Annotated in this window: 27 protein-coding genes, 1 tRNA gene and 1 pseudogene; 17 read left to right on the top strand and 12 right to left on the bottom strand. The window is 62.2% G+C overall.

The window, feature by feature from the left end; all coding sequences use genetic code 11:
* Positions 1–63: 63 nt before the first annotated feature.
* A complete protein-coding gene (gene cysE / locus FJ428_RS24955) occupies positions 64–912 on the bottom strand; it encodes a serine O-acetyltransferase (RefSeq protein ID WP_140493699.1) in 849 nt (282 codons plus the stop codon).
* A gap of 124 nt (positions 913–1,036) precedes the next feature.
* Here cysE and FJ428_RS24950 point away from each other — a divergent pair, with 124 nt between their 5' ends.
* Positions 1,037–1,642, top strand: a complete 606-nt coding sequence (locus FJ428_RS24950) for a hypothetical protein (protein ID WP_140558493.1) — start codon at positions 1,037–1,039, stop codon at positions 1,640–1,642.
* Between the two features lie 43 nt (positions 1,643–1,685).
* Here the strand turns inward: FJ428_RS24950 and FJ428_RS24945 are convergent, their stop codons facing one another.
* The 3 genes from FJ428_RS24945 to FJ428_RS24935 are packed head-to-tail and all read right to left on the bottom strand — an operon-like array spanning position 1,686 to position 3,605.
* Positions 1,686–2,453 carry an alpha/beta hydrolase gene (locus FJ428_RS24945; RefSeq protein WP_140558495.1) on the bottom strand — a complete coding sequence of 256 codons (768 nt, stop codon included), beginning with the start codon at positions 2,451–2,453 and terminating at the stop codon, positions 1,686–1,688.
* A gap of 20 nt (positions 2,454–2,473) precedes the next feature.
* Positions 2,474–3,037, bottom strand: coding sequence for a DUF192 domain-containing protein (locus tag FJ428_RS24940; RefSeq protein WP_140522103.1), 564 nt, complete (start codon positions 3,035–3,037; stop codon positions 2,474–2,476).
* Positions 3,038–3,059: 22 nt separating this feature from the next.
* Positions 3,060–3,605: a cold-shock protein gene (locus FJ428_RS24935; RefSeq protein ID WP_181167391.1), complete on the bottom strand. Its 546-nt coding sequence runs from the start codon at positions 3,603–3,605 to the stop codon at positions 3,060–3,062.
* A 268-nt stretch (positions 3,606–3,873) separates the two neighbouring features.
* Here FJ428_RS24935 and gloA point away from each other — a divergent pair, with 268 nt between their 5' ends.
* On the top strand, positions 3,874–4,314 hold the full coding sequence (gene gloA, locus FJ428_RS24930) for a lactoylglutathione lyase (protein ID WP_140880420.1): 441 nt from the start codon (positions 3,874–3,876) through the stop codon (positions 4,312–4,314).
* A 129-nt stretch (positions 4,315–4,443) separates the two neighbouring features.
* Entirely contained in the window at positions 4,444–4,737 is a 294-nt protein-coding gene (locus FJ428_RS24925) for a DUF2218 domain-containing protein (RefSeq protein ID WP_140522099.1), read from the top strand.
* Positions 4,738–4,768: 31 nt separating this feature from the next.
* On the opposite strand, the gene FJ428_RS24920 is transcribed toward FJ428_RS24925, so the two are convergent.
* Together FJ428_RS24920 and ilvA are read right to left on the bottom strand one after the other, a co-directional pair.
* On the bottom strand, positions 4,769–5,323 hold the full coding sequence (locus FJ428_RS24920; protein ID WP_140880419.1) for a DUF1697 domain-containing protein: 555 nt from the start codon (positions 5,321–5,323) through the stop codon (positions 4,769–4,771).
* Positions 5,320–6,576: a threonine ammonia-lyase IlvA gene (ilvA, locus tag FJ428_RS24915; protein WP_140558502.1), complete on the bottom strand. Its 1,257-nt coding sequence runs from the start codon at positions 6,574–6,576 to the stop codon at positions 5,320–5,322. The genes FJ428_RS24920 and ilvA overlap by 4 nt, the downstream gene beginning before the upstream one ends.
* 408 nt (positions 6,577–6,984) lie before the next feature.
* Here ilvA and FJ428_RS24910 point away from each other — a divergent pair, with 408 nt between their 5' ends.
* Both FJ428_RS24910 and FJ428_RS24905 read left to right on the top strand, forming a co-directional pair.
* The gene (locus FJ428_RS24910) at positions 6,985–8,058 is read left to right on the top strand and encodes an alpha/beta hydrolase (RefSeq protein WP_140637954.1); all 1,074 of its coding nucleotides are present in this window, start codon (positions 6,985–6,987) and stop codon (positions 8,056–8,058) included.
* A gap of 142 nt (positions 8,059–8,200) precedes the next feature.
* Positions 8,201–9,361, top strand: coding sequence for an alpha/beta hydrolase (locus FJ428_RS24905; protein ID WP_140584166.1), 1,161 nt, complete (start codon positions 8,201–8,203; stop codon positions 9,359–9,361).
* A gap of 21 nt (positions 9,362–9,382) precedes the next feature.
* On the opposite strand, the gene ade is transcribed toward FJ428_RS24905, so the two are convergent.
* Positions 9,383–11,194 carry an adenine deaminase gene (ade, locus tag FJ428_RS24900; protein WP_140493720.1) on the bottom strand — a complete coding sequence of 604 codons (1,812 nt, stop codon included), beginning with the start codon at positions 11,192–11,194 and terminating at the stop codon, positions 9,383–9,385.
* Between the two features lie 185 nt (positions 11,195–11,379).
* Here ade and FJ428_RS24895 point away from each other — a divergent pair, with 185 nt between their 5' ends.
* Positions 11,380–12,045, top strand: coding sequence for an outer membrane protein (locus tag FJ428_RS24895; RefSeq protein WP_140517657.1), 666 nt, complete (start codon positions 11,380–11,382; stop codon positions 12,043–12,045).
* A 628-nt stretch (positions 12,046–12,673) separates the two neighbouring features.
* Positions 12,674–12,964, top strand: a complete 291-nt coding sequence (locus tag FJ428_RS24890; RefSeq protein ID WP_140558505.1) for a hypothetical protein — start codon at positions 12,674–12,676, stop codon at positions 12,962–12,964.
* Positions 12,965–13,136: 172 nt separating this feature from the next.
* Here the strand turns inward: FJ428_RS24890 and FJ428_RS24885 are convergent, their stop codons facing one another.
* Complete coding sequence (locus FJ428_RS24885; RefSeq protein ID WP_140558506.1) at positions 13,137–13,373, bottom strand: hypothetical protein; 237 nt, start codon at positions 13,371–13,373, stop codon at positions 13,137–13,139.
* A gap of 480 nt (positions 13,374–13,853) precedes the next feature.
* On the opposite strand from FJ428_RS24885, the gene FJ428_RS24880 reads away from it, so the two are divergent.
* Positions 13,854–14,153 (top strand): DUF1236 domain-containing protein, encoded by a 300-nt coding sequence (locus tag FJ428_RS24880; protein WP_140880418.1) that lies wholly within the window; start codon positions 13,854–13,856, stop codon positions 14,151–14,153.
* Positions 14,154–14,326: 173 nt separating this feature from the next.
* On the opposite strand, the gene FJ428_RS24875 is transcribed toward FJ428_RS24880, so the two are convergent.
* Positions 14,327–14,412 (bottom strand) — tRNA-Leu (locus FJ428_RS24875).
* Positions 14,413–14,546: 134 nt separating this feature from the next.
* Positions 14,547–15,125, bottom strand: a complete 579-nt coding sequence (locus tag FJ428_RS24870; protein ID WP_140522089.1) for an NUDIX domain-containing protein — start codon at positions 15,123–15,125, stop codon at positions 14,547–14,549.
* A gap of 153 nt (positions 15,126–15,278) precedes the next feature.
* Between FJ428_RS24870 and FJ428_RS24865 the strand changes: the two genes are divergently transcribed.
* The 3 genes and pseudogenes from FJ428_RS24865 (at position 15,279) to FJ428_RS24855 (ending at position 17,060) form a co-directional block, all read left to right on the top strand.
* On the top strand, positions 15,279–16,382 hold the full coding sequence (locus tag FJ428_RS24865; RefSeq protein WP_140880417.1) for an NADH:flavin oxidoreductase/NADH oxidase: 1,104 nt from the start codon (positions 15,279–15,281) through the stop codon (positions 16,380–16,382).
* A 130-nt stretch (positions 16,383–16,512) separates the two neighbouring features.
* A pseudogene (locus FJ428_RS30980) lies at positions 16,513–16,790 on the top strand (DUF982 domain-containing protein).
* A gap of 30 nt (positions 16,791–16,820) precedes the next feature.
* Positions 16,821–17,060: a DUF2188 domain-containing protein gene (locus tag FJ428_RS24855; protein ID WP_140493732.1), complete on the top strand. Its 240-nt coding sequence runs from the start codon at positions 16,821–16,823 to the stop codon at positions 17,058–17,060.
* Positions 17,061–17,167: 107 nt separating this feature from the next.
* Here the strand turns inward: FJ428_RS24855 and FJ428_RS24850 are convergent, their stop codons facing one another.
* Positions 17,168–17,464: a hypothetical protein gene (locus FJ428_RS24850; protein ID WP_140494988.1), complete on the bottom strand. Its 297-nt coding sequence runs from the start codon at positions 17,462–17,464 to the stop codon at positions 17,168–17,170.
* Positions 17,465–17,635: 171 nt separating this feature from the next.
* Positions 17,636–18,235 (bottom strand): NAD(P)H:quinone oxidoreductase type IV, encoded by a 600-nt coding sequence (gene wrbA / locus FJ428_RS24845; protein WP_140671730.1) that lies wholly within the window; start codon positions 18,233–18,235, stop codon positions 17,636–17,638.
* A 174-nt stretch (positions 18,236–18,409) separates the two neighbouring features.
* Here wrbA and FJ428_RS24840 point away from each other — a divergent pair, with 174 nt between their 5' ends.
* The 6 genes from FJ428_RS24840 to FJ428_RS24815 all read left to right on the top strand — a co-directional run bounded on the left by FJ428_RS24840 (position 18,410) and on the right by FJ428_RS24815 (position 26,233).
* Positions 18,410–19,153, top strand: a complete 744-nt coding sequence (locus FJ428_RS24840) for a competence/damage-inducible protein A (protein WP_140517664.1) — start codon at positions 18,410–18,412, stop codon at positions 19,151–19,153.
* An 81-nt stretch (positions 19,154–19,234) separates the two neighbouring features.
* Positions 19,235–20,068, top strand: coding sequence for a universal stress protein (locus tag FJ428_RS24835; RefSeq protein WP_140493736.1), 834 nt, complete (start codon positions 19,235–19,237; stop codon positions 20,066–20,068).
* A gap of 113 nt (positions 20,069–20,181) precedes the next feature.
* Complete coding sequence (gpt, locus tag FJ428_RS24830) at positions 20,182–20,682, top strand: xanthine phosphoribosyltransferase (protein ID WP_140493737.1); 501 nt, start codon at positions 20,182–20,184, stop codon at positions 20,680–20,682.
* Positions 20,683–20,891: 209 nt separating this feature from the next.
* Positions 20,892–21,380: an NUDIX hydrolase gene (locus tag FJ428_RS24825; protein ID WP_140493739.1), complete on the top strand. Its 489-nt coding sequence runs from the start codon at positions 20,892–20,894 to the stop codon at positions 21,378–21,380.
* 107 nt (positions 21,381–21,487) lie between these two features.
* Positions 21,488–21,799 (top strand): PilZ domain-containing protein, encoded by a 312-nt coding sequence (locus tag FJ428_RS24820; protein ID WP_140493741.1) that lies wholly within the window; start codon positions 21,488–21,490, stop codon positions 21,797–21,799.
* 666 nt (positions 21,800–22,465) lie between these two features.
* Complete coding sequence (locus tag FJ428_RS24815; protein WP_140880416.1) at positions 22,466–26,233, top strand: vitamin B12-dependent ribonucleotide reductase; 3,768 nt, start codon at positions 22,466–22,468, stop codon at positions 26,231–26,233.
* Position 26,234 lies beyond the last annotated feature (1 nt).

The raw sequence follows: 26,234 nt of genomic DNA, 5'->3' as shown, positions 1-26,234 counted from the left end.
ATTGCACGGCAATCGGACCCGTCGACGCGAGCAGTGCGAAACTCCCCGACGCCCTCAGTAAAATTAGATGTCGAAGCTGACGACCTGGTCCATCGTCTGCGACGGCAGAAGCTGGTCCATCTGGCGCGACGGCTGGTCGCAGCCGGTCTCGCCGACGACGCGAGCCGGCACGCCTGCGACCGTCTTGTTATGCGGCACCGGCGACAGCACCACCGAACCGGCGGCGATCTTGGAGCAATGGCCGATTTCGATGTTGCCGAGAATCTTGGCGCCGGCACCGATCAAGACGCCACGACGAATCTTGGGGTGACGGTCTCCGCCGGCCTTGCCGGTGCCGCCGAGCGTGACACCGTGCAGGATCGACACGTCGTCCTCGATGACCGCTGTCTCGCCGACGACCAGGCCGGTGGCGTGGTCGATGAAGATGCCCTTGCCGATGCGGGCCGCCGGATTGATATCGGTCTGGAAAACCGAGGACGAACGGCTTTGCAGATAGAGCGCGAAATCCTTGCGCCCCTGGTTCCACAGCCAATGCGCCAGCCTGTGGGTCTGGATGGCGTGAAATCCCTTGAAGTAGAGCACCGGCATGATGAAGCGGTCGCAGGCCGGATCGCGGTCGTAATAGGCCTGGATATCGACACGCACGGTGGTCGGCCAATCCTTGTCGTCGGCCAGCATCGACTTGAAGGTCTGGCGGATGAGATCGGAACCTATGTCCTGGTGCGCCAACCGCTCGGCCAGCCGGTGGATGACCGCCTCCTCCAGGCTCTCCTGGTTGAGGATGGTCGAATAGAGGAAGGCGGCGAGCAGCGGGTCGCGATTGACCGCGTCCATCGCTTCGTCACGGATCGAGCGCCAGATCGGATCGACCGGCTGCAACGCGCTGTGTCGGGAAATGCTGATGCTGTTCATCGACGTCGTCCTGCCGCCTTGCCTAATATCGGGCCGCACATATAAGCCAGATCATAGCACGATTGAACTCAATTTTCCTTAGTGCTCTGTCAAATGGATTTGGTTCGCGGGAATTCAAGCCGCCATGGAAAATGAACTCTTGCTCGACAATGCCCTCAAACGCGAGCTTTCCGCCCACTATAAGGGACAGGATCGCCACTACCACAACCTTGCCCATATCGAGGCGATGCTGGCGCTCGCCGGCGAGTACCAGAAGCTGCTCGGCGATCCCGAGGCCGTCGAGGCGGCGATCTGGTTCCACGACGCCGTCTATGACAGCCGGGCCAAGGACAACGAGGCGCAAAGCGCAGCGCTCGCGGAAAAAAAGCTCGCGGGCCGCATCGACGCCCAGCGCCTCGGCTGCATCTGCGCCATGATCCTTGCCACCGCAACACACCAGTTGCCGGACTTCGAAGACACGGCCGCGGTGCGTGACGCCGCTCTTTTCCTGGACATGGACCTGTCGATCCTCGGCGCAGCGCCGGATGCATTCGATGCCTATGAGCGCGCGATCCGCGCCGAATATCAATGGGTGGAGGAGCCGATATGGCGGGCCGGACGTGGCGCGGTGCTGAACAGCTTCCTGACACGCCCGCACATCTTCCACAGCGAGGAATTCCGCCGGCGCTTCGAGCAGCAGGCTAGGCTGAATCTCACCCGGTCGCTCGAAGCGCTGCAAAAACCGGCGTGATATCGGGCTTGTGCCTTTCGGTTTATCGGGCTCTTACGCCGGGTCAAAGCGGATTTTCGGCGTAGAATTCCAGCACACGCCGCTTGAAGGTCTTGTCGCCGACGGCCAGCATATGGTCACGGCCTTCGATGTGGAAAGCCTTGGCGTTGGGCATCAGTGCGGCAAGTTCGTCGGGCGAGCCGCCAATGTCATCGGTGGTGCCGACGGCGATCAGCGTCGGCTGGGCGATCCGGGCAATTTCATCCTCGCTCAGCAACTCGCGAGAGGTGGCGATGCAGGCCGCGAGCGCCCGGCGGTCGCTGCGAGTCTGGTCGGCGAAGGCGCGAAACGAACGGCCGCGGGGATGAGTGGTCTTGGCCGGATCGTCGGCAAGAAGGGCTGCCGCGATCGGATCCCAATCGCCGACGCCGTCGATCATGCCGATGCCGAGACCGCCGAAGACCAGCGTCGCCACCTTGTCGGGATCCGACAGCGCCAGGAATGCCGCTATCCTCGCGCCCATCGAATAGCCCATGACATGGGCGCGCCCGATGCCGAGATGATCGAGCAAAGCAGCCGCGTCCGAGGCCATCCGGGCCGGGGTGTAATCTGCCTCTTCGTAGCTTTTCGATGACGAGCCGTGGCCGCGATTGTCCAGCGCAATGGCGCGGTAGCCGTCATCGTTCAGCGTCTTGAACCAGCCGGGCGAAACCCAGTTGACGTAATGGCTGGAGGCAAAGCCATGGATCATCAGCACAGGATCGCCCCGGCCCGATTCCGGCTGGCGGTCGAGGAAGGCGATATCGAACCCGTCATGGGAAAAAAACTGCATCGGCTATACTGCCCGCGTCCTCAACCGCCACCGCCGTTCGGCGCATCGCCATTGTCCGATGGCGGCACCTCGGGGCCTGATATGGTGCCAACGGCCGGATGGCGCACCAGGTCGCCATAATCGATACCGTTCCTGGCGGCGGTGCCCGCCTTGAGCTCAAGCACGAAGCGCACCGGCACGCCGGGCGAAATCAGCGCCTGGGATTGCGGCTCGCCGTGCTTGACCGCCCGGATCTTGCCATCCTGGCCGATAAAAACCAGGTCAAGCGGCATCGGCGTGTTCTGCATCCAGAAGTTGACCTGCTGCTGCATGTCGAAGACGAACAACATGCCGTGATCGTCCGCCATGTCCTGGCGATACATCAAGCCGGCCTCGCGTTCAGCATCGGTGTCGGCGATTTCGATGGAAAAGGAGCGATCTCCGCCTTTCGTCGCCACGACCAGCGGCGTCGGGTCCACCGGCAGGGTCATCACCCGGCTGTCGGCCGCCGTCGGTGCAGGCAAATAGAAATAGGCGCCCGCGGCGACGATGACGGCAGCCAGGACGCACATTGCGCCCGCCGTCAGCCAGTTCCTATGTGTCATGCGAAAATCCTCGGCAACCGCCCTAATGCGCGACCGGCAAGGTTCCCATATCGGGGTGGATTTCGGCAGCCATAAGGCCTTTGTCGCCGCGCCCGAAGCGGACAAGCACGACCTGCCCCGGCCGAAGCTCGGTGATGCCGTAGCGACGCAAGGTTTCCATATGGACGAAGATGTCCTCGGTGCCCTCGCCCCGGGTCAGGAAACCAAACCCCTTGGTGCGGTTGAACCACTTCACCAAGGCACGTTCCAGCCCGCTTTCGGGTGTCACCGAGACATGGGTGCGCTGTTCCTGCATTTCCGCGGGATGGACCGCTGTGGTGACATCCATCGAGAGAACCCGGAAAGCCTGCAATCCGCGCTCGCCCTGCTTGACGAGGCAGACAACGCGCGCTCCCTCCAGAGCAGTCTGGAAACCATCCCGTCTAAGGCATGTCACATGGAGGAGGATGTCGCCTGAAACGCCGTCATCCGGGAGGATGAAGCCATAGCCCTTGGCTACATCGAACCACTTGATGGCGCCGGATATTTCGGTCAGATCGACGGCATCGCCGCCTTCCTCGCGCTTCATGGCGTCGCCAGGGGTTTCGGACCGCCCCGTCAAAGAGGCTTTTTCCCCCATAAGAATGCCCCCTTTTTTCAAGAACACCGCAACTGATTCTTGACACCAGATTAACACTGCGGCTTCCGGTGAGTGCAAGACCTGACGTGCCTTTTTTCACGGTTCATTATGCGAATACCGGATTTGTTCTTTGGCGGCGCCGGCAGCCGCCTGGGATTTGCCCTTTGGACGGCCCACCCCTATGTTGCGCCGCAACCCAACAAGTCGAGGAAATCACATGCGCTATCTGCACACCATGGTTCGCGTCGCCGACATCGATGCTTCGCTCGATTTCTACTGCAACAAGCTCGGCCTGAAGGAAGTGCGCCGCTACGAGAACGAGCAGGGCCGCTATACGCTGATCTTCCTGGCCGCGCCGGAAGACGAGCAAAGCGGCATCGACGAGAAAGCACCGCTGGTCGAGCTCACCTACAATTGGGACCCGGAAGACTACAAGGGGGGCCGCAATTTCGGCCACCTCGCCTATGAAGTCGACGACATATACGCCACCTGCCAGCGGCTGATGGACAGCGGTGTCACCATCAACCGGCCGCCGCGCGACGGCAACATGGCTTTCGTCAAGTCGCCGGACGGAATCTCGATCGAACTTCTGCAGAAAGGTCCGGCGAGGGCAAAGGCCGAACCGTGGGCGTCGATGCCGAATACCGGAAGCTGGTGATCGATCACCTTTTAGAGCGGTCGGCAGCCGGCCTATGGCGGCGGGCGAGCTTGCGCCTATCTATCCGGCGATAGCGCCCGCTTCGAAAGCGGCCGCCGTTTCGTGCGTTTCACCCTCGGAGATCCCTTCATGACGATCAGCCATGCCGATGTCACCACCGCACATGCAAGCCGTTATCTGCAGCAATTGTGCAAACATTGGGCGCACAAATTCCCCGTGGAATTCGATCCCAACCATGGCGCCATCGACCTTTCGCTCGGCCGCACCATCATGGATGCCGATGGAGCTGCGCTGCACATCACCGTATCGAGCGACGACCCCGGCTCTATCGAACGCCTCGAAAGCGTCGTCGCCGACCACATCAAACGCTTTGCGTTTCGCGAGGAGCTGACGTTCGACTGGAAACGCGCCGAGGCGGCGTAGGCTCTTGTCTGCGTATTACGGCAGGCATTAATCAGCCGCCGCCGGGCTTGCCGGCCATCTCCAGCAGCGCCAGCACCGAGCGCCAGTTGCGCGCAGTGCCAGGTACCTTCAGTACGCGTGGGATCAGATTGGCAAACACCGATTTGCCCAGTCCGCCGGGTGCATGCAGGTAAAGCACGTCGCCCTTGATCTCGAACCGCTCCGGACCCGTACATTTTTCGGCCAGCCGCGCCGCCTCCTCGGCGGTAGGCGCGCGCTCCAGCGCATACGCGTGCAGCTTTGTCGGCTCCTCGGCAATCTCCGGATAGGGATTTTCCCTGACCAGCCGTTCGACCCAGCCGAGATCGCGCACCATGATGCGCGAATGAAAACCCCATTTCTCCTCGAAAGCCGCTTCGATCTGTTTGGTCAGCGTGGCGGCGTCACCTTCCTTGGCCCGGAACACCGCATTGCCGCTCTGCACGTAGGTAGCGACATCGCAAAACCCGAGATCCTCCAAGAACGCCCGCAACTCGGCCATCCTGACGATGCGGTTGCCGCCGACATTGATGCCTGAAAACAGGGCGATGAAGACGTTTCTGCTCATATGATGAACCCGGCCAATGTCTCGTTGTCGGTGATATCCTGATACTGGACGCCTTCGGCCTCGAAATTCGATTTCAGCAGGTCGAAATTGCGGCGATCCTTGGTTTCGATGCCGATCAGAACCGAGCCGAAATTGCGTGCCGACTTCTTCAGATATTCGAACCGGGCGATGTCGTCGTCCGGCCCCAGCATTTCAAGGAAGTCGCGCAGCGCGCCCGGCCGCTGCGGAAAGCGGATGATGAAGTATTTCTTCAGGCCCTCGAAGCGCAGTGCCCGTTCCTTGACGTCCGGCAGCCGTTCGAAATCGAAATTGCCGCCCGAAACCACGGCCACGATGGTCTTGCCGCGGATTTCCTTCCTGGAAAAATCCTTCAGCGCATCGATAGCCAGCGCGCCGGCCGGCTCCAGCACCACGCCCTCGACATTGAGCATCTCAATCATGGTCGCGCAGAGCCGGTTTTCCGGGATCAACCGCACCGTGTCGGCGGCGAAGTCCTTGAGGTGCCGCAGGGGCTCACGGCCGATTTCGGCGACCGCCGCGCCGTCGACGAAATTATCAACCTTGGCGAGTTTGAGCCGTTTTCCCGCCGCAAGGCTCTCGCGCAGGCTTGGCGCCCCTGCCGGTTCGCAAAAGACGAAGCGCGCCTCACGCCCCTGATCGGCGAAGTAGTGCGTCACCCCTGCGGCCAGACCTCCGCCGCCGACCGGCAGCATGACGATGTCGGGCATGCCCGCGCCGGGCATCTGGTGGGCGATCTCATAGGCGACCGTCGCCTGTCCCTCGATGATGTCCTTGTGGTCGAAGGGCGGCACCATATGAGCGCCGGCGCTTTCGGTGAATTCGATGGCGGCGCGATAGCAATCGTCGAAGAAATCGCCGACGAGCCTGATCTCGACGAAGTCGCCGCCGAACAGCCGCGTCTTGTCGATCTTCTGCTGCGGCGTCGTCACCGGCATGAATACAACGCCCTTTTTGCCGAAATGGCGGCAGACGAATGCAAAACCCTGCGCATGGTTGCCTGCGGAAGCGCAGACGAACAGTTCGGCCTGGTTGCCCTCGCCCAGGGCCTTGCGGAAGAAGTTGAAGGCGCCGCGGATCTTGTAGGAGCGCACCGGGCTCAGGTCCTCGCGCTTCAAAAGCACCCGCGCGCCGGTCTTCTTCGACAGATAGTCGTTCTCCTGCAGCGGCGTTTCCGGAAAGATCCGGCGGATCGCGGAAGCAGCGGTGGCAACACGGGAAGAGAAGCTGGTCATCGGAAAGCCACCTTGAACGCATGTCGTTTGGGAACGTCTATCATCGATTGGCCGCGGAACGACCGTTTGTCGCGAGCCTTGCCGCCGAGCAACCCGATTCCGTCTATTGCACAGGCGACCCCGTGAAACCATTGCCCCGTCACTCATGTTCCCAAGCGGTCGGCATTTAGTGACACATTTGCTGTCAGTTGGAGGCGATCGTTAATGTAATTCTTGAAATTCATGCGGGTGCCAAGCCCCGAAAGGGCCCGCCCTGATGCCAGTCTGGCTTTCGTGCAACACTGCGGCGGCGGTCGCGAGACGCCGACCGCTTTTCGGCTGGGCACGACTTACTTCCGCCGCACTTGCGCTGTCGGGGGAGACTTCGCGGAGGCGATTGGCCTTTCGGGCCGGAGTGGAATTTCAGACGTGCCGTTGAAGACGATTTTTGCCATTGGCCTAGCCTTGCTTGTCGCGGGTTGCGCGGGACAGCAGACTCAAGAGCTGCTCGGCAGCGCCATCGTGGCAGCGCCGGTGACCGAGATCGCCGGCAATCACAGCATCTTCATCGCCACCACGCGCAAGAAATCCGACGATCCGAACAAGGTCTTCGACGGCGAGCGATCGGCCACGCTGAACTACGCCCGCGTCAACGTCACCGTGCCCGGCATCCACCAGACCGGGCAGATCGAACGCCGCTCGCGCGGCAAATCGAACGATCCGGCCAAGTACTTCATGGCCTCCGAGGTCGTCGGCTACGACACCCAGCCGAAATTCGCCAGTGCGCTGAGTGCTGACATCGCGGCGCGCGGCGACCGCGTCATGGTCTTCGTCCATGGCTACAACACCGGCTTCGACGACGCCGTCTACCGCCTGACCCAGATCGTCCACGATTCCGGCTATCCCGGCACACCCGTGCTGTTTTCCTGGGCATCCGGCGCCAAGACCACCGACTATGTCTACGACAAGGAAAGCGCCAGCGCCGCGCGCGACCAGCTCGAGGTGACGTTGCGTATGCTGGCGCAGACCGGGGCGCGGCGCATCGATATCGTCGCCCATTCGATGGGAACCTGGGTGACCATGGAGACGCTGCGCCAGCTCGCCATCACCGGCGACCGTGATCTCGGCGGCAAGCTCGGCGACGTCGTGCTCGCATCGCCCGACATCGATGTCGACGTGTTCAAGAGCCAGATGCGCCGCTATGGCAAACCCAACAAGCCGTTCATCCTGTTGTTGTCCGATGATGACCGCGCGCTCCGGCTCTCCGGTCTGATTGCCGGCGCGCGGCCGCGCGTCGGCGACTACAAGGACGCCGCCGACCTTGCATCCTACGGCGTAACGGTCGTCGACCTCTCCAAGATCAAGGGAGCGGACAGTTTCAACCATACGAAATTCGCCGACAATCCCGCGCTGGTGAAGATGATCGGCCAACGGCTGCGCGAAGACGATGGATTTGCCAGCGACCGCGACGTGACCGACCGCATCAGCCTGCTCGGCCAATAGATGCATCGCCGCGGGTTCGCGTGGCCCGCTCGGCCTTGCGACAGAGTCGACCAACTTTGAACTGGACCGCGCCGGCCTCTGGCCTTATCGAAATATCCAGCGACGTCACGCGTTTGACGTCCTCCTTTGCGGGAGCCGGCGTGTGACGGTGCATTCGAAGAGTTTCGTCGTCATTGCGTTCACGCTGCTGGTCGCAGGCTGCGCCGGCCGAAACACGCACGATCTGCTGAACAGGACGACGGTTGCCGTACCCGCGTCCGACATCGCGGCCACCCACGAGATATTCGTCGCCACCACCCGCCAGAAGGCGACCAAGGACCCGCGGCAGGTGTTCGACGGCGATCGCTCCTTGACCACCAGCTTCGCCCGGGTCGACGTCACCGTGCCGAAAAGTCACAAGGTCGGCATGATCGAGCGTGTCCGGGGGTCTGCCAACAGCAATCCAGCCAAGGATTTCACCGCCAAGGATGTCGCGTTCTATGCGGATGCGCCGCAATTCGCCAAAGCGGTCGGTGCCGACATCGCCATGCGCGGCGACCGTGCGCTGGTTTTCGTGCACGGGTTCAACAATGGTTTCGACGACGGTATCTACCGGCTGACGCAGATCGCGCACGACACGAAATATCCGGGCACGCCGGTGCTGTTTTCCTGGGCTTCGAGCGGCAAGACGACGGGCTACATCTACGACAAGGAGAGCGCCAACGCGGCGCGTGACGACCTTGAGGCAACGCTCAGGATGCTGGCCAAGACGCGGGCTAAGAGCATCGACATCGTCGCCCATTCGATGGGAACATGGGTGACCATGGAGGCGCTGCGCCAGCTTGCCATCACCGGCGACCGCGATCTCGACGGCAAGCTTGGTTATGTCATCCTGGCCTCGCCCGACATCGACGTCGACGTGTTCAAGAAACAGATGATCCGCTACGGCAAGCCGGACAAACCGTTCGCCATCCTGCTTTCCGCGGACGACCGGGCGCTCAAACTGTCTTCCCTGATTTCGGGCGACAAGCCCCGCGTCGGCGACTATGGCGACGCGGCCGATCTGGCCAGCTATGGCGTGTCTGTGGTCGATCTCAGCCAGACCAAGGGTGGCGACCGGCTGAACCACGCCAAATTCGCCGACAATCCGATCCTGGTTCAGTTGCTCGGCGACCGGCTGCGGGCCCCGGCCGGCCTGGCGTCGGACGAACCTCCAGTGCAGCTCAACAATCTCGGCCAAGGCCTCGGCAAGGCCGTCGGCTCGGTTGCCGAGATCGTCATCACCACGCCGTTCAAGGTGCTGACGATCGCCACCGGCGGATGAGCGAAGCGACCGCAACTGCTCTTATACGAAGAGGTCGACCTTCTGGAAGGTCGTCACGTCGATCAGGCCGACATCGGAAATCCTGAGCTCCGGAATGACGACCAGCGCCAGCAGCGAGTGCTGCATGTAGGCGTTGTTCAGCGAGCAGCCCATCTGGCGCATGGCCTCGGTCAGTTTGTCGGCCTTGGCCGCGACGATTTCGGCCCGCTCGTCCGACATCAGCCCGGCGATCGGCATTTCGACCAGTGCCAGTTCCTTACCCTTGGAAAACAGCACGACGCCGCCACCGACCTCGCCCAGTCGGTTGACCGCCAGCGCCATATCCCGCTTGTTGGTGCCGACGACGATGATGTGGTGGGCATCATGCGCCACGCTCGACGCCATCGCGCAATCGCCGATGTAACCGAAGCCGGAGACAAAGGCATTGGTGACGCCGCCGGTACCCCTGTGGCGCTCGACCAGCGCGATCTGGCAGACGTCGTTGCGGCGATCCATGGCGACCAGCCCGTCCTCGACGGCGAGATCCGCTTCCAGCGCCCGCGTCGGTGCCTGATTTTCGATGACCCCGATGACCCGGACCCGGACTTCGTTCGCGCCGTTGGGTGCCGTGATGTCGAAATCGTGGGCCTTCAGCTTCTTGCCGAGCTTGACGGTGTTCTTCGCCGCCTTGGGATAGTCGTAGACCGGAATGTCGATGTCGAGCTTGCCGGCCTTGGCCAGCCTGACGCCACGCGCATAGACCTCGTCGATGGTCATTTCGGCGAGATCCGAGACGATCAAAAGGTCAGCCAGCCGCCCCGGCGCGATCGATCCGATCTCGCGCTCCAGCCGGAAATGCTGAGCGGTGTTGAGCGTCGCCATCTGGATCGCGGTCACCGGTTTCAAGCCCTGGCTGATGGCGTGGCGGACCACGCGGTCCATATGCCCCTGGTGAACCAAGGTGCCGGAATGGCTGTCGTCGGTGCACAGGATGAAATTGCGCGGATCGATGCCGCCCTCGGTAACCGCCTTGATCTGCGAGGCGACGTCGTACCAGGCCGAGCCCAGCCGAAGCATCGCCTTCATACCCTGGCGCACGCGGGCGATGGCATCTTCGGCGCGCGTGCCCTCATGGTCGTCCTCCGGGCCGCCGGCGACATAGCCATGGAACGGCAAGCCGAGATCGCGCGAGGCATAGTGCCCGCCGACGGTCTTGCCGGCTTTCACGGTCGCGGCGATCTCGCCCGACATCACAGGATCGTTGGCGGCGACGCCAGGGAAATTCATCACCTCGCCCAGCCCGATGATGTTTTCCCAGCCCATCGCCTCGGCGACGTCGGCGACCGTCAGTTCGGCGCCGGCATGTTCGAGCCCGGGGGCCGAGGGCACGCAGGACGGCATTTGGACATGCACGTTGATCGGCATGGCGACGGCCTCGTCATGCATCAGCCGCACGCCGGGCAGGCCGAGCACATTGGCGATCTCGTGCGGATCGATAAACATCGAAGTCGTGCCGTGCGGGATCACCGCGCGGCAGAATTCGGTCACCGTCACCATGCCGCTCTCGACATGCATGTGCGCGTCGCAAAGACCGGGCACCAGATAGCGCCCGCCGGCATCGACCACCTTGGTGCCCTGCCCGATGGCATGGCCGGCATTCGGGCCGCAATAGGCGAAGCGGCCGCCGGCAATAGCGATGTCGGTGCCGGCTACGATCTCGCCGGAGTGAACATTGACCCAGCGCCCGTTGCGGATGACGAGATCGGCGGGTTTCCTGCCCATGGCGACATCGACCAGATGCGTTGCCATTTCAGTCCATGGTCTGGGTTTGCTGCCCGACGGCGTGTTCGCCATGAAGCGACTCCTGTTTGCCCGACTGTGCCAAGCCGCCACGGTTTTGACCAGCCTCACACTTTCTCCCGATTGTTCCAAGACCGACGGAGAGCGTAAATCGGCCGCACAGAAATGCGATTCCGTTTTGCCGCAAATCGGGTTACCGTGCCTGCCAGGATCTTCCAGCTCTTCGTTCGGGCAGTTCGATGCGTCGCCTAATGCTTGCAAGTGTCGGTTTTCTTGCCGCTCTGGCCGCACCGGCTTTCGCAGCCGAACCTGTGGCCGATGTGCCGATGACCGCCCCCGGTTTCGACTGGACCGGCTACTATGCCGGCCTGCAAGGCGGTTATGGCTGGGGCAGTTCCGACATCTCGGGAACCGAGGGCGAGCCGTTTGCCGCCTCGCCAGACCTCGACGGCGGTTTCGTCGGTGGCCATGTCGCCGGTCTGTGGCAATTCGACGAGGCTGTGCTCGGCGCCGAAGCAGAGCTTAACTATTCCTCGGCAAAGGGCGCCGAAGAACTGGGTGCGGGAAATCTGCTCGGCACGGATGTCAAGTGGTTCGGTTCCATCAATGCCAAGGCCGGCTATGCGATGGATCGGTTCCTGATCTACGGCATCGGCGGCGTCGCCTTTGCCGGCATCGAAACCTCCCAAGATGCCGGTACTTCGTTCGACAACACGCGAACCAGCATAGGCTGGACGGTTGGGGCCGGCGTCGACTATGCGCTGACCGACAGGTTCGTCGTCGGGGCGCAGTATCGCTACTATGATTTCAGTAAGGAGCATTTTGATGCGCCGGACGATTTTCTCGATCGCGACCAGAATGTGAAGCTGAATACGGTCGGCATCAATCTGAGCTACAAGTTCTGAGCCCCATCGCCGCGCCCGGTCACCGGGCAGGATCATGCTCGATCTCGCATGGTCCGCGACGGCAATTCTACGGCAATTCCAAGGACTGAGGGGCCGGCGTCCCCAGTGGGCGGGGGGATGGGTTGGGCCTGGTAGACGCCGGCCTCGACGGATCAGATCCGCCGCGCAGACACCGTATCATTGCCTGCGGCGCGCGGAATTGCGTGATCGCACCAGTATCACCATGCCCGCTTGTCTGAACGTCACCGGCGCAGCACTTGATGCCGCGTGCCGTTTTTATGATCCTGCCCTCGCACGCAGGCGCGCGTCCGCCATCGCAGTACCCGCGCCCGATCGCGCAGTGAACACTCAAAGAATTGCATCGAGAAAAGAGCCATCGAACCCGCAAGTGCGGACGAAGGTCCAAGAACATCAGCAAGACCTTGGTCCGAATACCTACAGCAGAGGTCCGATCAGCTCTCCTGCAAGGAACGTACTCGCATTCCTTTCATTTGTTGAACGGGTGCAGCAATGGTCCTTCATGTGCCAACCCCCTGCTCAGTTCGCAGGCAGAAAGCTCAAATCGAGATCTCGTGCGGCTTGAGCTGTCGTGAAACTACCCCGAGGGATCTGGAATGGAGAAACACTTATGAAAGCGATTTTTCTGACAAGTGCCATGGCGCTCGTTTTCGTTGCAATGCCGGTTGTCGCTTCGGCGGCAGAAGCCGACGTCGTCATCAAAACCCATCGCCATCATCACCGTCACGTGGCAGTGATCAACGATCAGGGCCATCGCCTCCATCATCGGCGCCATGGCACGGTGGCTTTCTATGACCAAGGTCGCCGGCATCATCGCCGCGACACCGTCGTCATAACGGGCTCAACTGAACGCCGTCACCACCGGCGTCACCCAGTGGTGATCTACGACAGCAACGACTAATATTGTGCAATCCGGCCCGGCTGATCGCCAACCCTGCCGGGCCGTGCCCGCGAGCGGCGGACCGACAACAAGGGAAGGAAGCCAGGCGGGTCTTCCCTGTTGAAAATGAGTGCTTAATCGCAGCCCGGGTATGAGAGGCCGGTCGTGCTCTCCAGCTTGAGCTTCTGGTCCCTCAAGAGGGCGCCAGTAAAAAATAAGCGCCGGCGACCAGTGTCGATGTCAAACAAATCGCCATTGCCACGACCACCTTGGTCGCGAAGCGCTCAGCTCTCGCGCAAAGCGCGTCAGCAAAATCGTCGCTCTGGATACTTTTCAAGAGCGGCTTGGTGTCGACGCCAGCCATGTGATTGTCGTTGTCGGGGATTGTGACACGGTCACGGCCATCAGTTTTGATGGAACCAGGGGTCATGCTTTGCCTCACGAAGCGTCGGATTGACATCAGCCACCATTCGACGGAGCTGCCGGATTCGCCGATGCGGACGGCACTTTGGCTTTGGGAGCGTCAATCTTGACGCCGAATATTTTTTCCGCCTGCCAGAACAATGGCCACGGCAGCGCTGCCGCCAGAATTTACCACAGCGGGCCCGGCTGCCATGATCGGCCTCCAGTTGAAAATCATTAGCAAACGCAACGCACGCTTCCTACCGGCGGTTCCACTGCTAGGGCTTGGGTCCTATTGAACATGCGACCAAAGTCAGATCGTGGCGCGCAAAAGGCCCAAACCCACGGTTGTTTGGAACTCACGCGTCTAAGAGCGATTGCCTGACAGGCCATCGAACGATGGTTCCCCTGATCGATGGCCAGCATTGGGAGCCCTTGCCAACCCTGGCAATCCTTCGGGCGCCACCGCGCTTCGCGTCAAGCCCAACGAGAGAGAAAGGAAGCAACAATGAGAACCGATCTTACAACCGTCGTAGTGGGATTCCTGCTGCTTGCCGGCATCGGTGCCGCCGCCGCACAGGATGTGGTCATTCAGCCGCAGGACGAAACCGTCATACAAGAATACGTAAAGAAACAGCCTCTGGCCTCAGTCAAGATTCCCGGCGTCGAGCTCAACGTCGGGACCGCCCTGCCCGACACGGTCGAGCTTCATGAAATTCCCAACGTCAAATATCGCTACGTCGTCGTGGACAATCACACCGTCGTCGTGGATCCCGGCACACGCAAGATCGTAAAGATTATCCAGTGAGCGCTTGAACGCCACGATCCGTCGTTTCAGGTCGGCGGATCGTGGCAACGTTCGCCGAGGGCCCATAGCCGACGGCGCGCCTCGGCGCACGGTCGCCGAGCCGCCGCTAAGAGACCCGGGTGGCACCCGTTGGTGGCGGCTAGGCTCTGCAGAGCATTGAAGTAGAGTTAAGGTGGTGCGGACGACGGGAATCGAACCCGTACGATCAGAGATCGAGGGATTTTAAGTCCCTTGCGTCTACCAATTCCGCCACGTCCGCGCGCCTTTCGTTTCAACTACCTAGGCGATCTCGTCAATCGGGGCCATGCAGTCCCCAAAAAGCGTTGTGCAAAACACGTTCGTTTTCATTCGCCCCGCACCGATTCTTCGTCCCGCAGGGGCGACCGGTATCGGTCAAACAGCGATCGGATGGAGCTTCAGATGCTGGATCAGGATGATGGTCTTGGCGTCGATGATGCGGCCATCGGCAATGCCGGCCAGAGCCTCGTCGAGCGGCATTTCCAGCACCTCGATGTCCTCGCCTTCGTCCGCTGCGCCGCCACCGGCCGAAATGCGGTCGGCGGGCGAATAGAGGGCGGTGAAGAACCAGAGCCGCTCGGTGACGCTGCCCGGGCTCATATAGGGCGAAAACAGCCGCTCCACATGGTTCAGCCGATAGCCGAGCTCTTCCTCCGCCTCCTTGCGGATGCAGGTCTCCGGATCGTTTTCGTCGAGCAGTCCCGCGCAGGCCTCGACCAGCGGTTCGCGGTGGCCTGTGACATAGGCGGGATAGCGGAACTGGCGCACCAGGAGCACGGTTGAACGCTGGGGATCATAGGGCAGGATCACCGCGCCATCGCCGCGATCGTAAGTCTGGCGGATTTGTGTCTCCCATTGTCCGTCGCGGCGACGGTAGTCGAGGACGGTCTTCTTCAGAATCGCCCAGTCGTCGGATAGGATTTCTTCAGAACGGATGCGGATACGATCTTCCATCGGCTGCCTCCACGTTGCCCGGGAGGCGTAGCCGCGAACCGGCGTTCACGCAATCGGGGCAGCGGTTGGTCCAGTAAGCATTTCACTCTCTCGTGTGTGGCATGGCGGCGATCGATCGCCTAAATAGCGCATCCTATTCCCGGAGTTTCGTTCATGACCACATCGCTTTTCCAGCCGATCACGCTCGATGGCTTGAGCTTTCCCAACCGCATCGCCGTCGCGCCGATGTGCCAGTATTCGGCTGAGGACGGCTCGGCGAGCGACTGGCATCTCCACCACTGGATGAACCTGGCAATGTCCGGCGCCGGCATGGTCACGGTCGAGATGACCGATGTCGAGCGGCGTGGCCGCATCAGCCATGGCTGCCTCGGCCTCTATTCCGAAGACAATGAAGCCGCTGCGCGCCGCGCCCTGGACGCAGCAAGGCGCGTGGCCGCACCCGGCACCAAATTCGGCACTCAGCTTGCCCATGCCGGCCGCAAGGCCTCGAACCGCAAGCCCTGGGAGGGGGGCGGACCGCTGCAGCCGAACGAGGATCCCTGGCAGACCGTCTCGGCCTCGGCAATCGCCTACGATACCGGCTGGAACGTGCCGCGAGCGCTGGAGGAAGAGGAGATCCTCCAGCTCATCGAGCGGTTCGCCGAGTCGGCGAGGCGGGCCGAACGCGCGGGCTTCGACTTCATCGAGCTGCACGCGGCGCACGGCTACCTGATCTTCCAGTTCCTGTCGCCGCTCTCCAACCAACGCACGGACCGCTGGGGCGGCTCGCTGGAAAACCGCATGCGTCTTGTCGTCGAGATCGCCAAGGCGGTGAAAAAGGCAGCGCCAAAACTGATGCTGGGCGCCCGGCTGTCGGTCAAGGATTGGGTCGATGGCGGTTTCGACGTCGAGGATGCGATCGAAGTGGCGAAAGCGCTGAAGGCCGAAGGCGTCGCTTATCTCTGTTGCTCGAGCGGCGGCAATTCGCCCTTGCAGAAACTGCCCTCCGGCCCCGGCTATCAGGTGCATCTGGCGGAAGCCGTGCGCAGGGGCGCCGGCATCCCTACCCGCGCGGTCGGTCTGATCGACGATCCCAAGCAGGCAGAGGCGATCATCGCCGAAGGCCGCGCCGACATGGTTGCGCTGGCGCGCGCCTTCCTCGCCGACCCGCGCTGGGGGTGGCGAGCGGCCGCCACGTTCAGCGAGACGATCCATCCCGCGCCGCAGCTCGCGCGCTCGGTGACGACGATGCAGCACTGGATGAAGGCGGCGGGCTGAGCGACCCTTCCGAGAAGGGCGGAACGCGTCGTCGAACGACCGCGCAATGGAGCTTCCAAGGAGGTCTGGGACGTTTGGGCGCAGGCTGAGGACACGGTTGCAACCAAATTGACTGCTTTGCGTTGCGGCCATGATGGACAACAAGCCTTTTGAAACACCGGTCGTGGTCGAACTCGGCCATGTCGGCAAATATCGCCACATCCGCAGTACCAAGAGGCGGCGGAGTGCCTGATGACGGTTTGGCCGCTCAATCGCGGCCCCCGTCATCGTGATGCTCTCGACACTTGCCTCAAAGTGCTGGAAGGTTATCGTTCGACAGCGGATGCGCGCCGGGCCCTTATCGAAGCCGCCAGGGAATCGGAAGTGCTGGTGCCAGACGACAAGCTGTCCGACGACCGCCTGCATTGAGCGGACGGACCTTTAAACCGGAGGTTTTTGATGGCGAAGCTGACTTACAAGATAGTCGAGCATGACGGCGGCTGGGCCTACAAGGTCGGAGCGACCTTCTCGGAGACGTTTCCCACGCATCAGGACGCGTTGCGGGCCGCCGAGATCGCTTCAGCCGAGCAGCAGGTCGCGGGGTCGACGGACGGCATCCAGTACGAGGATGCCGACGGCAAATGGCATGAGGAACTGGCTGATGGACGCGACCGGCCGCAGACCGAGGTTTCCGACTGATCTTTCAGCCCAAAGCCCGATCGCCCCAAAGGCCGGCCGCCCCGGAGCGCCGACCGCGGACGTCGGGAGAGAAAACGTCCTACGGTCAGCAGGGAGCTTACGGCTGATTATTTGCCGCAGTACTGGTCATTGACGTTGCCTTGAGCATTGGCGTCCGGACCTGGAGTGTTGTGAGCACATGGGCCCATCCCACCGGTATTGCCTTGGGTGCTCAACCCGGAGCCGTATGCGTTGATGCTCCCGGTGGTGCTCTGGTCGATGGCTGATGAATCCTCATTGCCGAACAGCGACCAATTGTTCCACCAACTGTCATGGTTGTAATACCTGCCGTCAGTCGACTGCGCCATCGCCGATGTGGCAAGACCGGCCGTCAGAACGAATGCCGCGAAAAGCTTTTTGTACATTGGATCACTCCGTTTTGTCTTCGTCGCCTTGGGTGCGACACGGGGCAAACCAGTCATCAGCCGAATGGTTCCTTGAATTCGTTGTGAAGCGTCGGTGAAGCGACGATCCACGGCGTGGACCACAAGCATCGCCAGCAGGAGCAACGCCGGCAGGCACCGGCGGCACAACGATCAGCCGTGCAGCTTCGCGGCGATTTCGGCGACGCGCCCGCCCTGGAACTTCGCGCCTTCGAGTTCCTGCGCCGAAGGCTGGCGCGAACCGTCGCTGTCGCTTGTGGTGGTCATGCCGTAGGGCGCCCCCCCACGCACGACATCGTTGCCCATCTGAGCCTGATAGGCATAGGACAGGGGAACGATGATCATGCCGTGGTGCTGAAGCATGGCCTGGGTGCTGATCAGCGCCAGTTCCGCGCCGCCGTGCTGGGTCGCGGTCGAAGACATCACCGAGCCGATCTTGTTGATCAGCGCGCCCTTGCCCCATAGCGGGCCGGTCTGGTCGAAGAAGTTCTTCAGTTGCGCGCACATCATTCCGTAACGCGTCGAGGCGCCGACGATGATCGCGTCATAGTCGCTCAGTTCCAGCGGGCTGGCGATCGCCGCTTCCTGGTCGAGCTTGTAGTGGGCGGCCTTGGCGACCGCTTCGGGCACGAGTTCGGCGACGCGCTTGATGGTCACCTCGGCACCGGCTTCGCGAGCGCCTTCGGCTGCGGCCTTGGCCATCTGCTCCATGTGACCCCAGCTCGAATAGTAGAGAACAAGTACTTTGGCCATTTGCGTCTCCTTGACGTGATGATCCTCGCCCGCCCCAGCCACGCCAGGGTACTTAGGGCGCCAATATTCGGGGAATACCGCGTATGCGGGCACAGTTTGTTCACCGGTCGGATGGCATTGCCGCTGGCCGCGTGCCGCGCTATTTCAGGCGACCCGTTTTTGCCGGAGCCATCGATGTCCGAAATCGTTACCGCCGCCATGCTCGTCATCGGCGATGAGATCCTGTCCGGCCGCACCAAGGACAGGAATATCGGCCATCTGGCTGACATCATGACGGCCATCGGCATCGACCTGAAGGAGGTGCGCATCGTTCCCGATGAGGAAGACGAGATTGTCGCCGCGGTAAATGCGGTGCGGGCTCGCTATACCTATGTGTTCACAACCGGCGGCATCGGCCCGACCCATGACGACATCACAGCCGATTCGATTGCCAAGGCCTTCGGCGTGCCGTGCGAATACGATGCCAAGGCCTATGCCCTGCTGGAAGCAAGCTATGCCGCTCGCGGCATCGAATACACCGAGGCCCGCAAGCGCATGGCCCGAATGCCGCGCGGCGCCGACCATATCGACAATCCGGTGTCGGTCGCGCCCGGATTCCGCATCGGAAATGTCCACGTGATGGCGGGCGTGCCCTCGATCTTCCAGGCCATGCTCGACAATGTCGTGCCGACGCTGAAAGCCGGCACGAAAATGCTGTCGGCAGCGGTGCATTGCCCGTTCGGCGAAGGTCTCGTCGGCGGGCCGCTGGGCGAGATCCAGAAAGCGCATCCGGACACGATCATCGGCTCCTATCCGAAATACGGCGACGGCAAGTTCTGGACCGAACTGGTGGTCCGTGCCCGCAGCCAGCAGGCCCTGGACGCCGCGCGCGCCGATGTCGAGGCGATGGTGGCCGGCTTTGCCAGCAGCGCGAGCTGATCCGGTCCAGGCCGGAACCAAGCACAACGCGGCGACGTTTCCTTGCCGCGGGCGGATCGCTCGCAAAATGAGGGGATCACCATGCGCTTCAAGACCATCGTCGCCATTCTGCAGAACGAGCAGGACGCGGAGCGCGTGCTCGACTTCGCCATTCCGCTTGCCGGCCGCTTCCAGAGCCATCTGATCGGCATCCACGCCGAAGCGCTTCCGGTGCCCTACACGTCGGCCACCGGCTTTCCCGACACCGAGTTCCTGCAGGTTTCGGCCGACATGAACCGCGAACGGGCCGAAAAGCTGCGGGCCGCGTTTCTCAGGCATATCGAGAATTCCGGCCTGTCCTTCGAATGGCACAGCCTGGAGAGTTTTTCCGGCGACAGCGCCCTGACCGGCATTTCAAGCGTGCGTGCCGCCGACCTGATCATCGCCGCGCAGCGCGAGACGGGCGGCGATGCGAGCGCCGACGTCGACACACTGGTCTACGACGCCGGACGGCCGGTGCTGGTAGTGCCGCACCTGGGTCCGCTGATCACCACCTTCAAGCGTGTGCTGCTTGCCTGGAACGGCAGCAAGGAGGCCGCACGCGCCGCCTTCGATGCGCTGCCCTTCATCATCGAGGCCGACAAAACCGACATTCTGGTCATCGATCCGCCGGACACGCTCGATGAACGCCCCGAGGCCGCCGGAGCGGAAATCGCTTCCGCCTTGTCGCGTCATGGCGCCAGCGTGAGTGTCTCGGTGCAGAGATCGGGCGGCACCTCGGTCGACGAGGTGATCCAGACCAGGATCGCGGAGACCGGCGCCGATTTGCTGGTGCTTGGCGCCTACAGCCACTCGTGGCTGCGCCAGCTCCTGTTCGGCGGAGTGACGCGCTCCGTGCTGCGCACCGCGCCGGTGGCGGCTTTCCTGTCGCGGTAAGTTCACAGTGTCGTTTGCGGCCGCTCTTGCCAAGCGCGAGGTTTTCCAGTTACTTCCGCGCGCATTCCCCTGTTTTCTGCGCGCGACCGCGCGTGCTGCGGAGTGCGCGAAAGATGTCCCTTCCCGAAAAAGCCTTTCCGGTCTCCTGGGACCAGTTCCACCGCGATGCGCGCGCGCTCGCCTGGCGGCTTGCCGGCACCAACAAGGCGCAATGGAAAGCGATCGTCTGCATCACGCGCGGCGGCCTCGTGCCGGCGGCGATCATCTCGCGGGAGCTTGGCATACGCGTTATCGAGACGGTCTGCGTCGCCTCCTATCATGACTACAGCAGCCAGGGTCAGCTGCAGGTGCTGAAGGAGGTCACGCCGGCCCTGCTTGCCGACGACGGCGCGGGCGTGCTGATTATCGACGACCTGACCGACACCGGCAAGACGGCTGGCATCGTGCGCGCCATGATGCCGAAGGCGCATTTCGCCACCGTCTACGCCAAACCGAAGGGGCGGCCGCTGGTCGATACTTTCGTCACCGAGGTCAGTCAGGATACCTGGATCTATTTTCCCTGGGACATGGGCTTCACCTACCAGAAGCCGATCGCCGACGATCACGCCGGCTGATTCGCGGCAAGCAACCTGCTGCAAATCGAGCCGCAGGGAAGTCTCATCCACTAGGCAAAGGGTCTCGCGAGGCTGGCTGGCGCGCGGAAATCGGCGTCTATTGGCGAAAATCGGCCATCCTGATGAAAGTTTTTACTTTTATTGCCGATAATTAGCCGTAAGATTCGTGAGACGGCAAACGATTCTGGAGGCTGGGGCTAGCTTCTCCGATGCTGACGAGGCCAACGACGCACAACCATCTGGCCGAAAGGGTCCGGCGACTCTTCGGCACCGCGCCGTGCCGTCTGCAGGTAGCCGCCCTGCCCTGGCGCGAAACCGGAAACAGCGTCGAGATCATGCTGATTACCAGCCGCGATACCGGCCGCTGGGTGCTTCCGAAGGGCTGGCCTGAAGCCAGGGAGCCGCTTTGCGAAGCCGCGGCGCGCGAGGCTGTCGAGGAAGCCGGACTGCGCGGGACGATCTCGCATCTCGAGGCCGGCCGCTACTTCTACGCCAAGGCCCTGGCCTCCGGCGAGGAAGTGCCATGCGAGGTATTGGTGTTCCCGCTGCATGTCGACAAGGTCGCCGACCATTGGAAGGAAAAACGCTCCCGCACCCGCAAATGGGTCAGTTCGAGCGAAGCGGTGCGCATGGTCAACGAACCGGATCTTTGCCAGATCATCGCCTATTTCTGCGCCGACCCGCGTCGGTTTGCCTGAACCGGGACCGGCCGCGCCACCAAGCAGCTCGGACGGGGGCGCCTGCGGCGTGAATGCTTTTCTAATGAAGACGTAATAGGATCTGATCCGATCCTGGCGTTTTACCGATGACAAATCCCGCAAATCCCAATCCAGAGAGATCCGACGAGCACAAGCGCGAGCATCGCCAGCGCGTGCTCAAGGGCGGCACGATCATCACGGGCATCTCGAATTCGGAAGTTGGCTGCACGCTGCGCAATCAAAATGAAGGTGGCGCCGAACTCAAGGTTCCGCCCGAAGCAACGATTCCGGATCATTTCCTTCTCTATGTGCCCGTCGACGGCATCGGCTATCGATGCGAGGTCCGCTGGCGCCGCAACGGCCGGATCGGGGTGCACTTCACCGGAACCGAGCCGAAGCCCAGGACGCATTACGGCTGATCCGCGACGTCGGATGCGCCAGATGGTCTGTGCCTGGATCACGCCCCGGAGCCGTCGCGAAGCCTGACAAGCGCGTCTTTGTCCCCTCGGCCGGGGGCTACCGCGGCAGCTCCATTCTATCCCCGTTATCCACATGTGTGACACACAAGATGTTGAGGTCACAAAAGCTACGCAAACGAATCCTTGACGGCGCAAAACGAGTCGCCTTTTATAGGCCATGCGCTCCTGTTGAGAGCGCGACCGGAAAGTTCTGAGCCCGGTCTTTTTCCCGGATTATGTGCGTTTTTCCCCACATTTCCGCCTGTTTACGAGGCTGGCGGAAGCGTTGGGATTGTGGGGCGTGGGCGATAAAAGGGAGAATTGTCGGACTGGAATAAATTGTCTGTTAACACTATATTTAGTGTTTGCAGGCAGGTTCGACGCTAGATAATGTGAATTTCCCTCGAGTGAGGGAATCGGAAAAAATCAGTTTTGAGGGACCCGCGGGTTCGTCGGTGAGTTGGACAGGCGCTTCGCAAGAAGTTTGACCAGCAAGGCGGACGAAGACCGCGAAAATGGAGAGCCGGCCGTTTTCGAACGCCGGCAGACGGCGGACATGCGCGTTTCGCATTGGGAGCAGAAATCTCCTGACGAAAGCGCTATATATAGACAAAAGGGACCGGACCAATGCGCATCGAGCGTCGTTTCACCAGACAGGGACAATCGGCTTACGCGGAGATCGAATTCCGCAAGGCGCTCTCCGAGATCAAGAATCCGGATGGCTCGGTGGTGTTCCGCTTGGACAATATCGACGTGCCGGCGCAATTCTCCCAGGTCGCCGCCGACATCCTGGCGCAGAAATATTTCCGCAAGGCCGGCGTCCCCGCGCGGCTGAAGAAGGTCGAGGAGAACGATGTTCCCTCCTTCCTGTGGCGCTCAGTCGCCGACGAGGCCGAACTTGCCAAGTTGCCGGAAGCCGAGCGCTACGGGTCCGAGATCGACGCCCGCCAGGTCTTCGACCGGTTGGCCGGCACCTGGACCTATTGGGGCTGGAAGGGCGGCTATTTCAAGTCGGAGGAAGACGCGCGCGCCTTCCGCGACGAGCTTGCCTATATGCTGGCCACCCAGCGCGTGGCGCCGAACTCGCCGCAATGGTTCAACACCGGCCTGCACTGGGCCTATGGCATAGACGGCCCGAGCCAGGGCCACTTCTATGTCGACCCGTTCACCGGCAAGCTGACGAAGTCGAAATCCTCCTACGAGCACCCGCAGCCGCATGCCTGCTTCATCCAGGGCGTGCAGGACGACCTCGTCAATGAGGGCGGCATCATGGATCTGTGGGTGCGCGAGGCGCGCCTGTTCAAATACGGCTCGGGCACCGGCTCCAATTTCTCGCTGCTGCGCGGCGAGGGCGAAAAGCTGTCCGGCGGCGGCCGTTCGTCCGGCCTGATGAGCTTCCTCAAGATCGGCGACCGCGCCGCGGGCGCCATCAAGTCGGGCGGCACGACGCGCCGCGCCGCCAAGATGGTCATCGTCGACGCCGATCACCCCGACATCGAGGAATTCATCGACTGGAAGGTCAATGAAGAGCAGAAGGTCGCCTCGCTGGTGACCGGCTCCAAGATCGTCAAGAAGCATCTCGAAGCGATCATGAAGGCCTGCGTCAACTGCGAAGGCCATGACGACGACTGCTTCGACCCCGCCGTCAACACCGCACTGAAGCGCGAGATCAAGGCGGCCAAAAAGGACGCGGTGCCGGAGAACTATATCTACCGCGTCATCCAGTTCGCCAAGCAGGGCTACACCTCGATGTCGTTCAAGACCTACGACACCGACTGGGATTCCGACGCCTACCTCACCGTGTCGGGCCAGAACTCCAACAATTCGGTGTCGCTGAAGGACAATTTCCTGCGCGCCGTCGAGGATGATGCCGACTGGCATCTCACCGCCCGCAAGGACGGCAAGGTGCTGAAGACGCTGAAGGCCAGGGATCTCTGGGAAAAGATCGGCTACGCCGCTTGGGCATCCGCCGATCCGGGCCTGCACTTCAACACGACGATGAACGACTGGCACACCTGCGCATCCGCCGGTGCGATCCGGGCATCCAACCCGTGCTCGGAATACATGTTCCTCGACGACACGGCCTGCAATCTCGCCTCGATCAATCTGCTCCCCTACCGCAATGCCGACGGCACGATCGACATCGCTGCCTATGAGCATACGGTGCGGCTATGGACCATGGTGCTGGAAATCTCGGTCATGATGGCGCAGTTCCCGTCGAAGGAGATCGCCAAGCTCTCCTACGACTACCGCACGCTGGGCCTCGGCTATGCCAATATTGGCGGCCTGTTGATGACCTCGGGCATTCCCTACGATTCCGATGAGGGCCGCGCCATCTGCGCCGCGCTCACCGCCGTCATGACCGGCACCGCCTACGCCACCTCGGCGGAGATGGCGTCCGAGCTCGGCGCCTTCCCCGATTACGACCGCAATGCGCAGAACATGCTGCGCGTCATGCGCAATCATCGCCGCGCCGCCTATGGCGACAAGGACGGCTACGAGAAGCTGGCCGTCAACCCGGTGCCGCTGGTCGCTTCCGACCTCAAGCAGCAGGAGTTGGCGACGCACGCCAAGGCTGCTTGGGACCGCGCCATCGAACTCGGCGAGGAGCACGGCTATCGCAACGCGCAGGCGACCGTCATCGCGCCGACCGGCACGATCGGGCTGGTCATGGATTGCGACACAACAGGCATCGAACCCGACTTCGCGCTGGTGAAGTTCAAGAAGCTCGCCGGCGGCGGCTATTTCAAGATCATCAACCGCGCCGTGCCGGAAGCGCTGCGCACGCTGGGCTATTCGGAAAGCCAGATCGCCGAGATCGAGGCTTACGCCGTCGGCCATGGCAATCTCAACCAGGCGCCCGGCATCAACCCCGGCTCGCTCAAGGCCAAGGGCTTCACCGACGACAAGATCGCGGCGCTGAATGCCGCGCTGAAGTCGGCCTTCGACATCAAGTTCGTCTTCAACCAGTGGACGCTGGGCGCCGACTGGGTGAAGGAGACCTTTGGCTTCACCGACGAGCAGCTCAACGACTTCTCGTTCGAGATGCTGCCGGCGCTGGGCTTCTCCAGGAAGGACATCGAAGCCGCCAACATCCATGTCTGCGGTGCGATGACGCTCGAGGGAGCGCCCTTCCTCAAAGCCGAACACCTTCCCGTGTTCGACTGCGCCAGCCCCTGCGGCAAGATCGGCAAGCGCTCGCTGTCGATCAACAGCCACATCCAGATGATGGCGGCGGCACAGCCTTTCATTTCCGGCGCCATTTCCAAGACCATCAACATGCCGAATGACGCCACGGTGGAGGACGCCAAGAACGCCTACATGCTGTCGTGGAAGCTGGCGCTGAAGGCCAACGCGCTCTACCGCGACGGCTCGAAGCTCTCGCAGCCGCTCAATGCCTCGCTGCTCGCCGATGGCGAGGAGGACGAGGACGAGGCGATCGAACAGTTGGTCGCCGCGCCTGCCGCGCAGCGTGCGGTGCAGGTCACCGAAAAGATCGTCGAGCGCGTCGTGGAGCGTCTCTACCGCGACCGCGAAAAACTGCCGAACCGCCGCAAGGGGTATACGCAGAAGGCGGTCGTCGGCGGCCACAAGGTCTACCTGCGCACCGGCGAGTTCGACGACGGGCGTCTCGGCGAGATCTTCATCGACATGCACAAGGAAGGCGCTGCCTTCCGGGCGATGATGAACAATTTTGCCATCGCCATCTCGCTCGGCCTGCAATATGGCGTGCCGCTGGAGGAATTTGTCGAAGCCTTCACCTTCACCAAGTTCGAGCCGGCCGGCATGGTGCAGGGCAATGACGCGATCAAGAACGCGACGTCGATCCTCGACTACGTGTTCCGCGAACTTGCGGTCTCTTATCTCAACCGCCACGACCTCGCCCATGTCGACCAGTCGGATTTTGACAAGACGGCACTTGGCCGCGGCATCACCGAAGGCAAGGCCACGCCGTTCTCCAAGGGCCTTTATCGCGGTGCCTCGCCGGTCAAGCTGGTGTCGGGCGCCGAGCCTAAGGGATTTGGCGGGTCTGGCCCGGCCACGGCCCCTGCCCGCGTGGCGCCGACGGCCTTCTCTGGCTCCAACGTGCTGGCGCTGAAGCCGGCGAGCGACGAGGCCATCGCCTACAAGCGCGACTATGAGGAACGCGCCAGGGAACTGGTCGAGGACATCGCCGAGGAGGAAGCCGAGGCTTCGGGTGCCGAGGGGCTGTTCTCCAACGCCGCCGCGCACGAAGCCGCGGAAGCCAAGGCGCTCGCCGCCACCCGGCGCCAGCAATCGCTGATGCAGGGCTACACCGGCAACGAATGCTCGGAATGCCACAACTTCACCATGGTGCGGAACGGCACCTGCGAGAAGTGCGATACGTGTGGAAGCACGAGCGGGTGCAGCTGAG

This window comes from Mesorhizobium sp. B2-8-1 (assembly GCF_006440955.1).
GTDB lineage: Bacteria > Pseudomonadota > Alphaproteobacteria > Rhizobiales > Rhizobiaceae > Mesorhizobium.
This window is presented reverse-complemented; position numbering and strand designations above follow the sequence as displayed.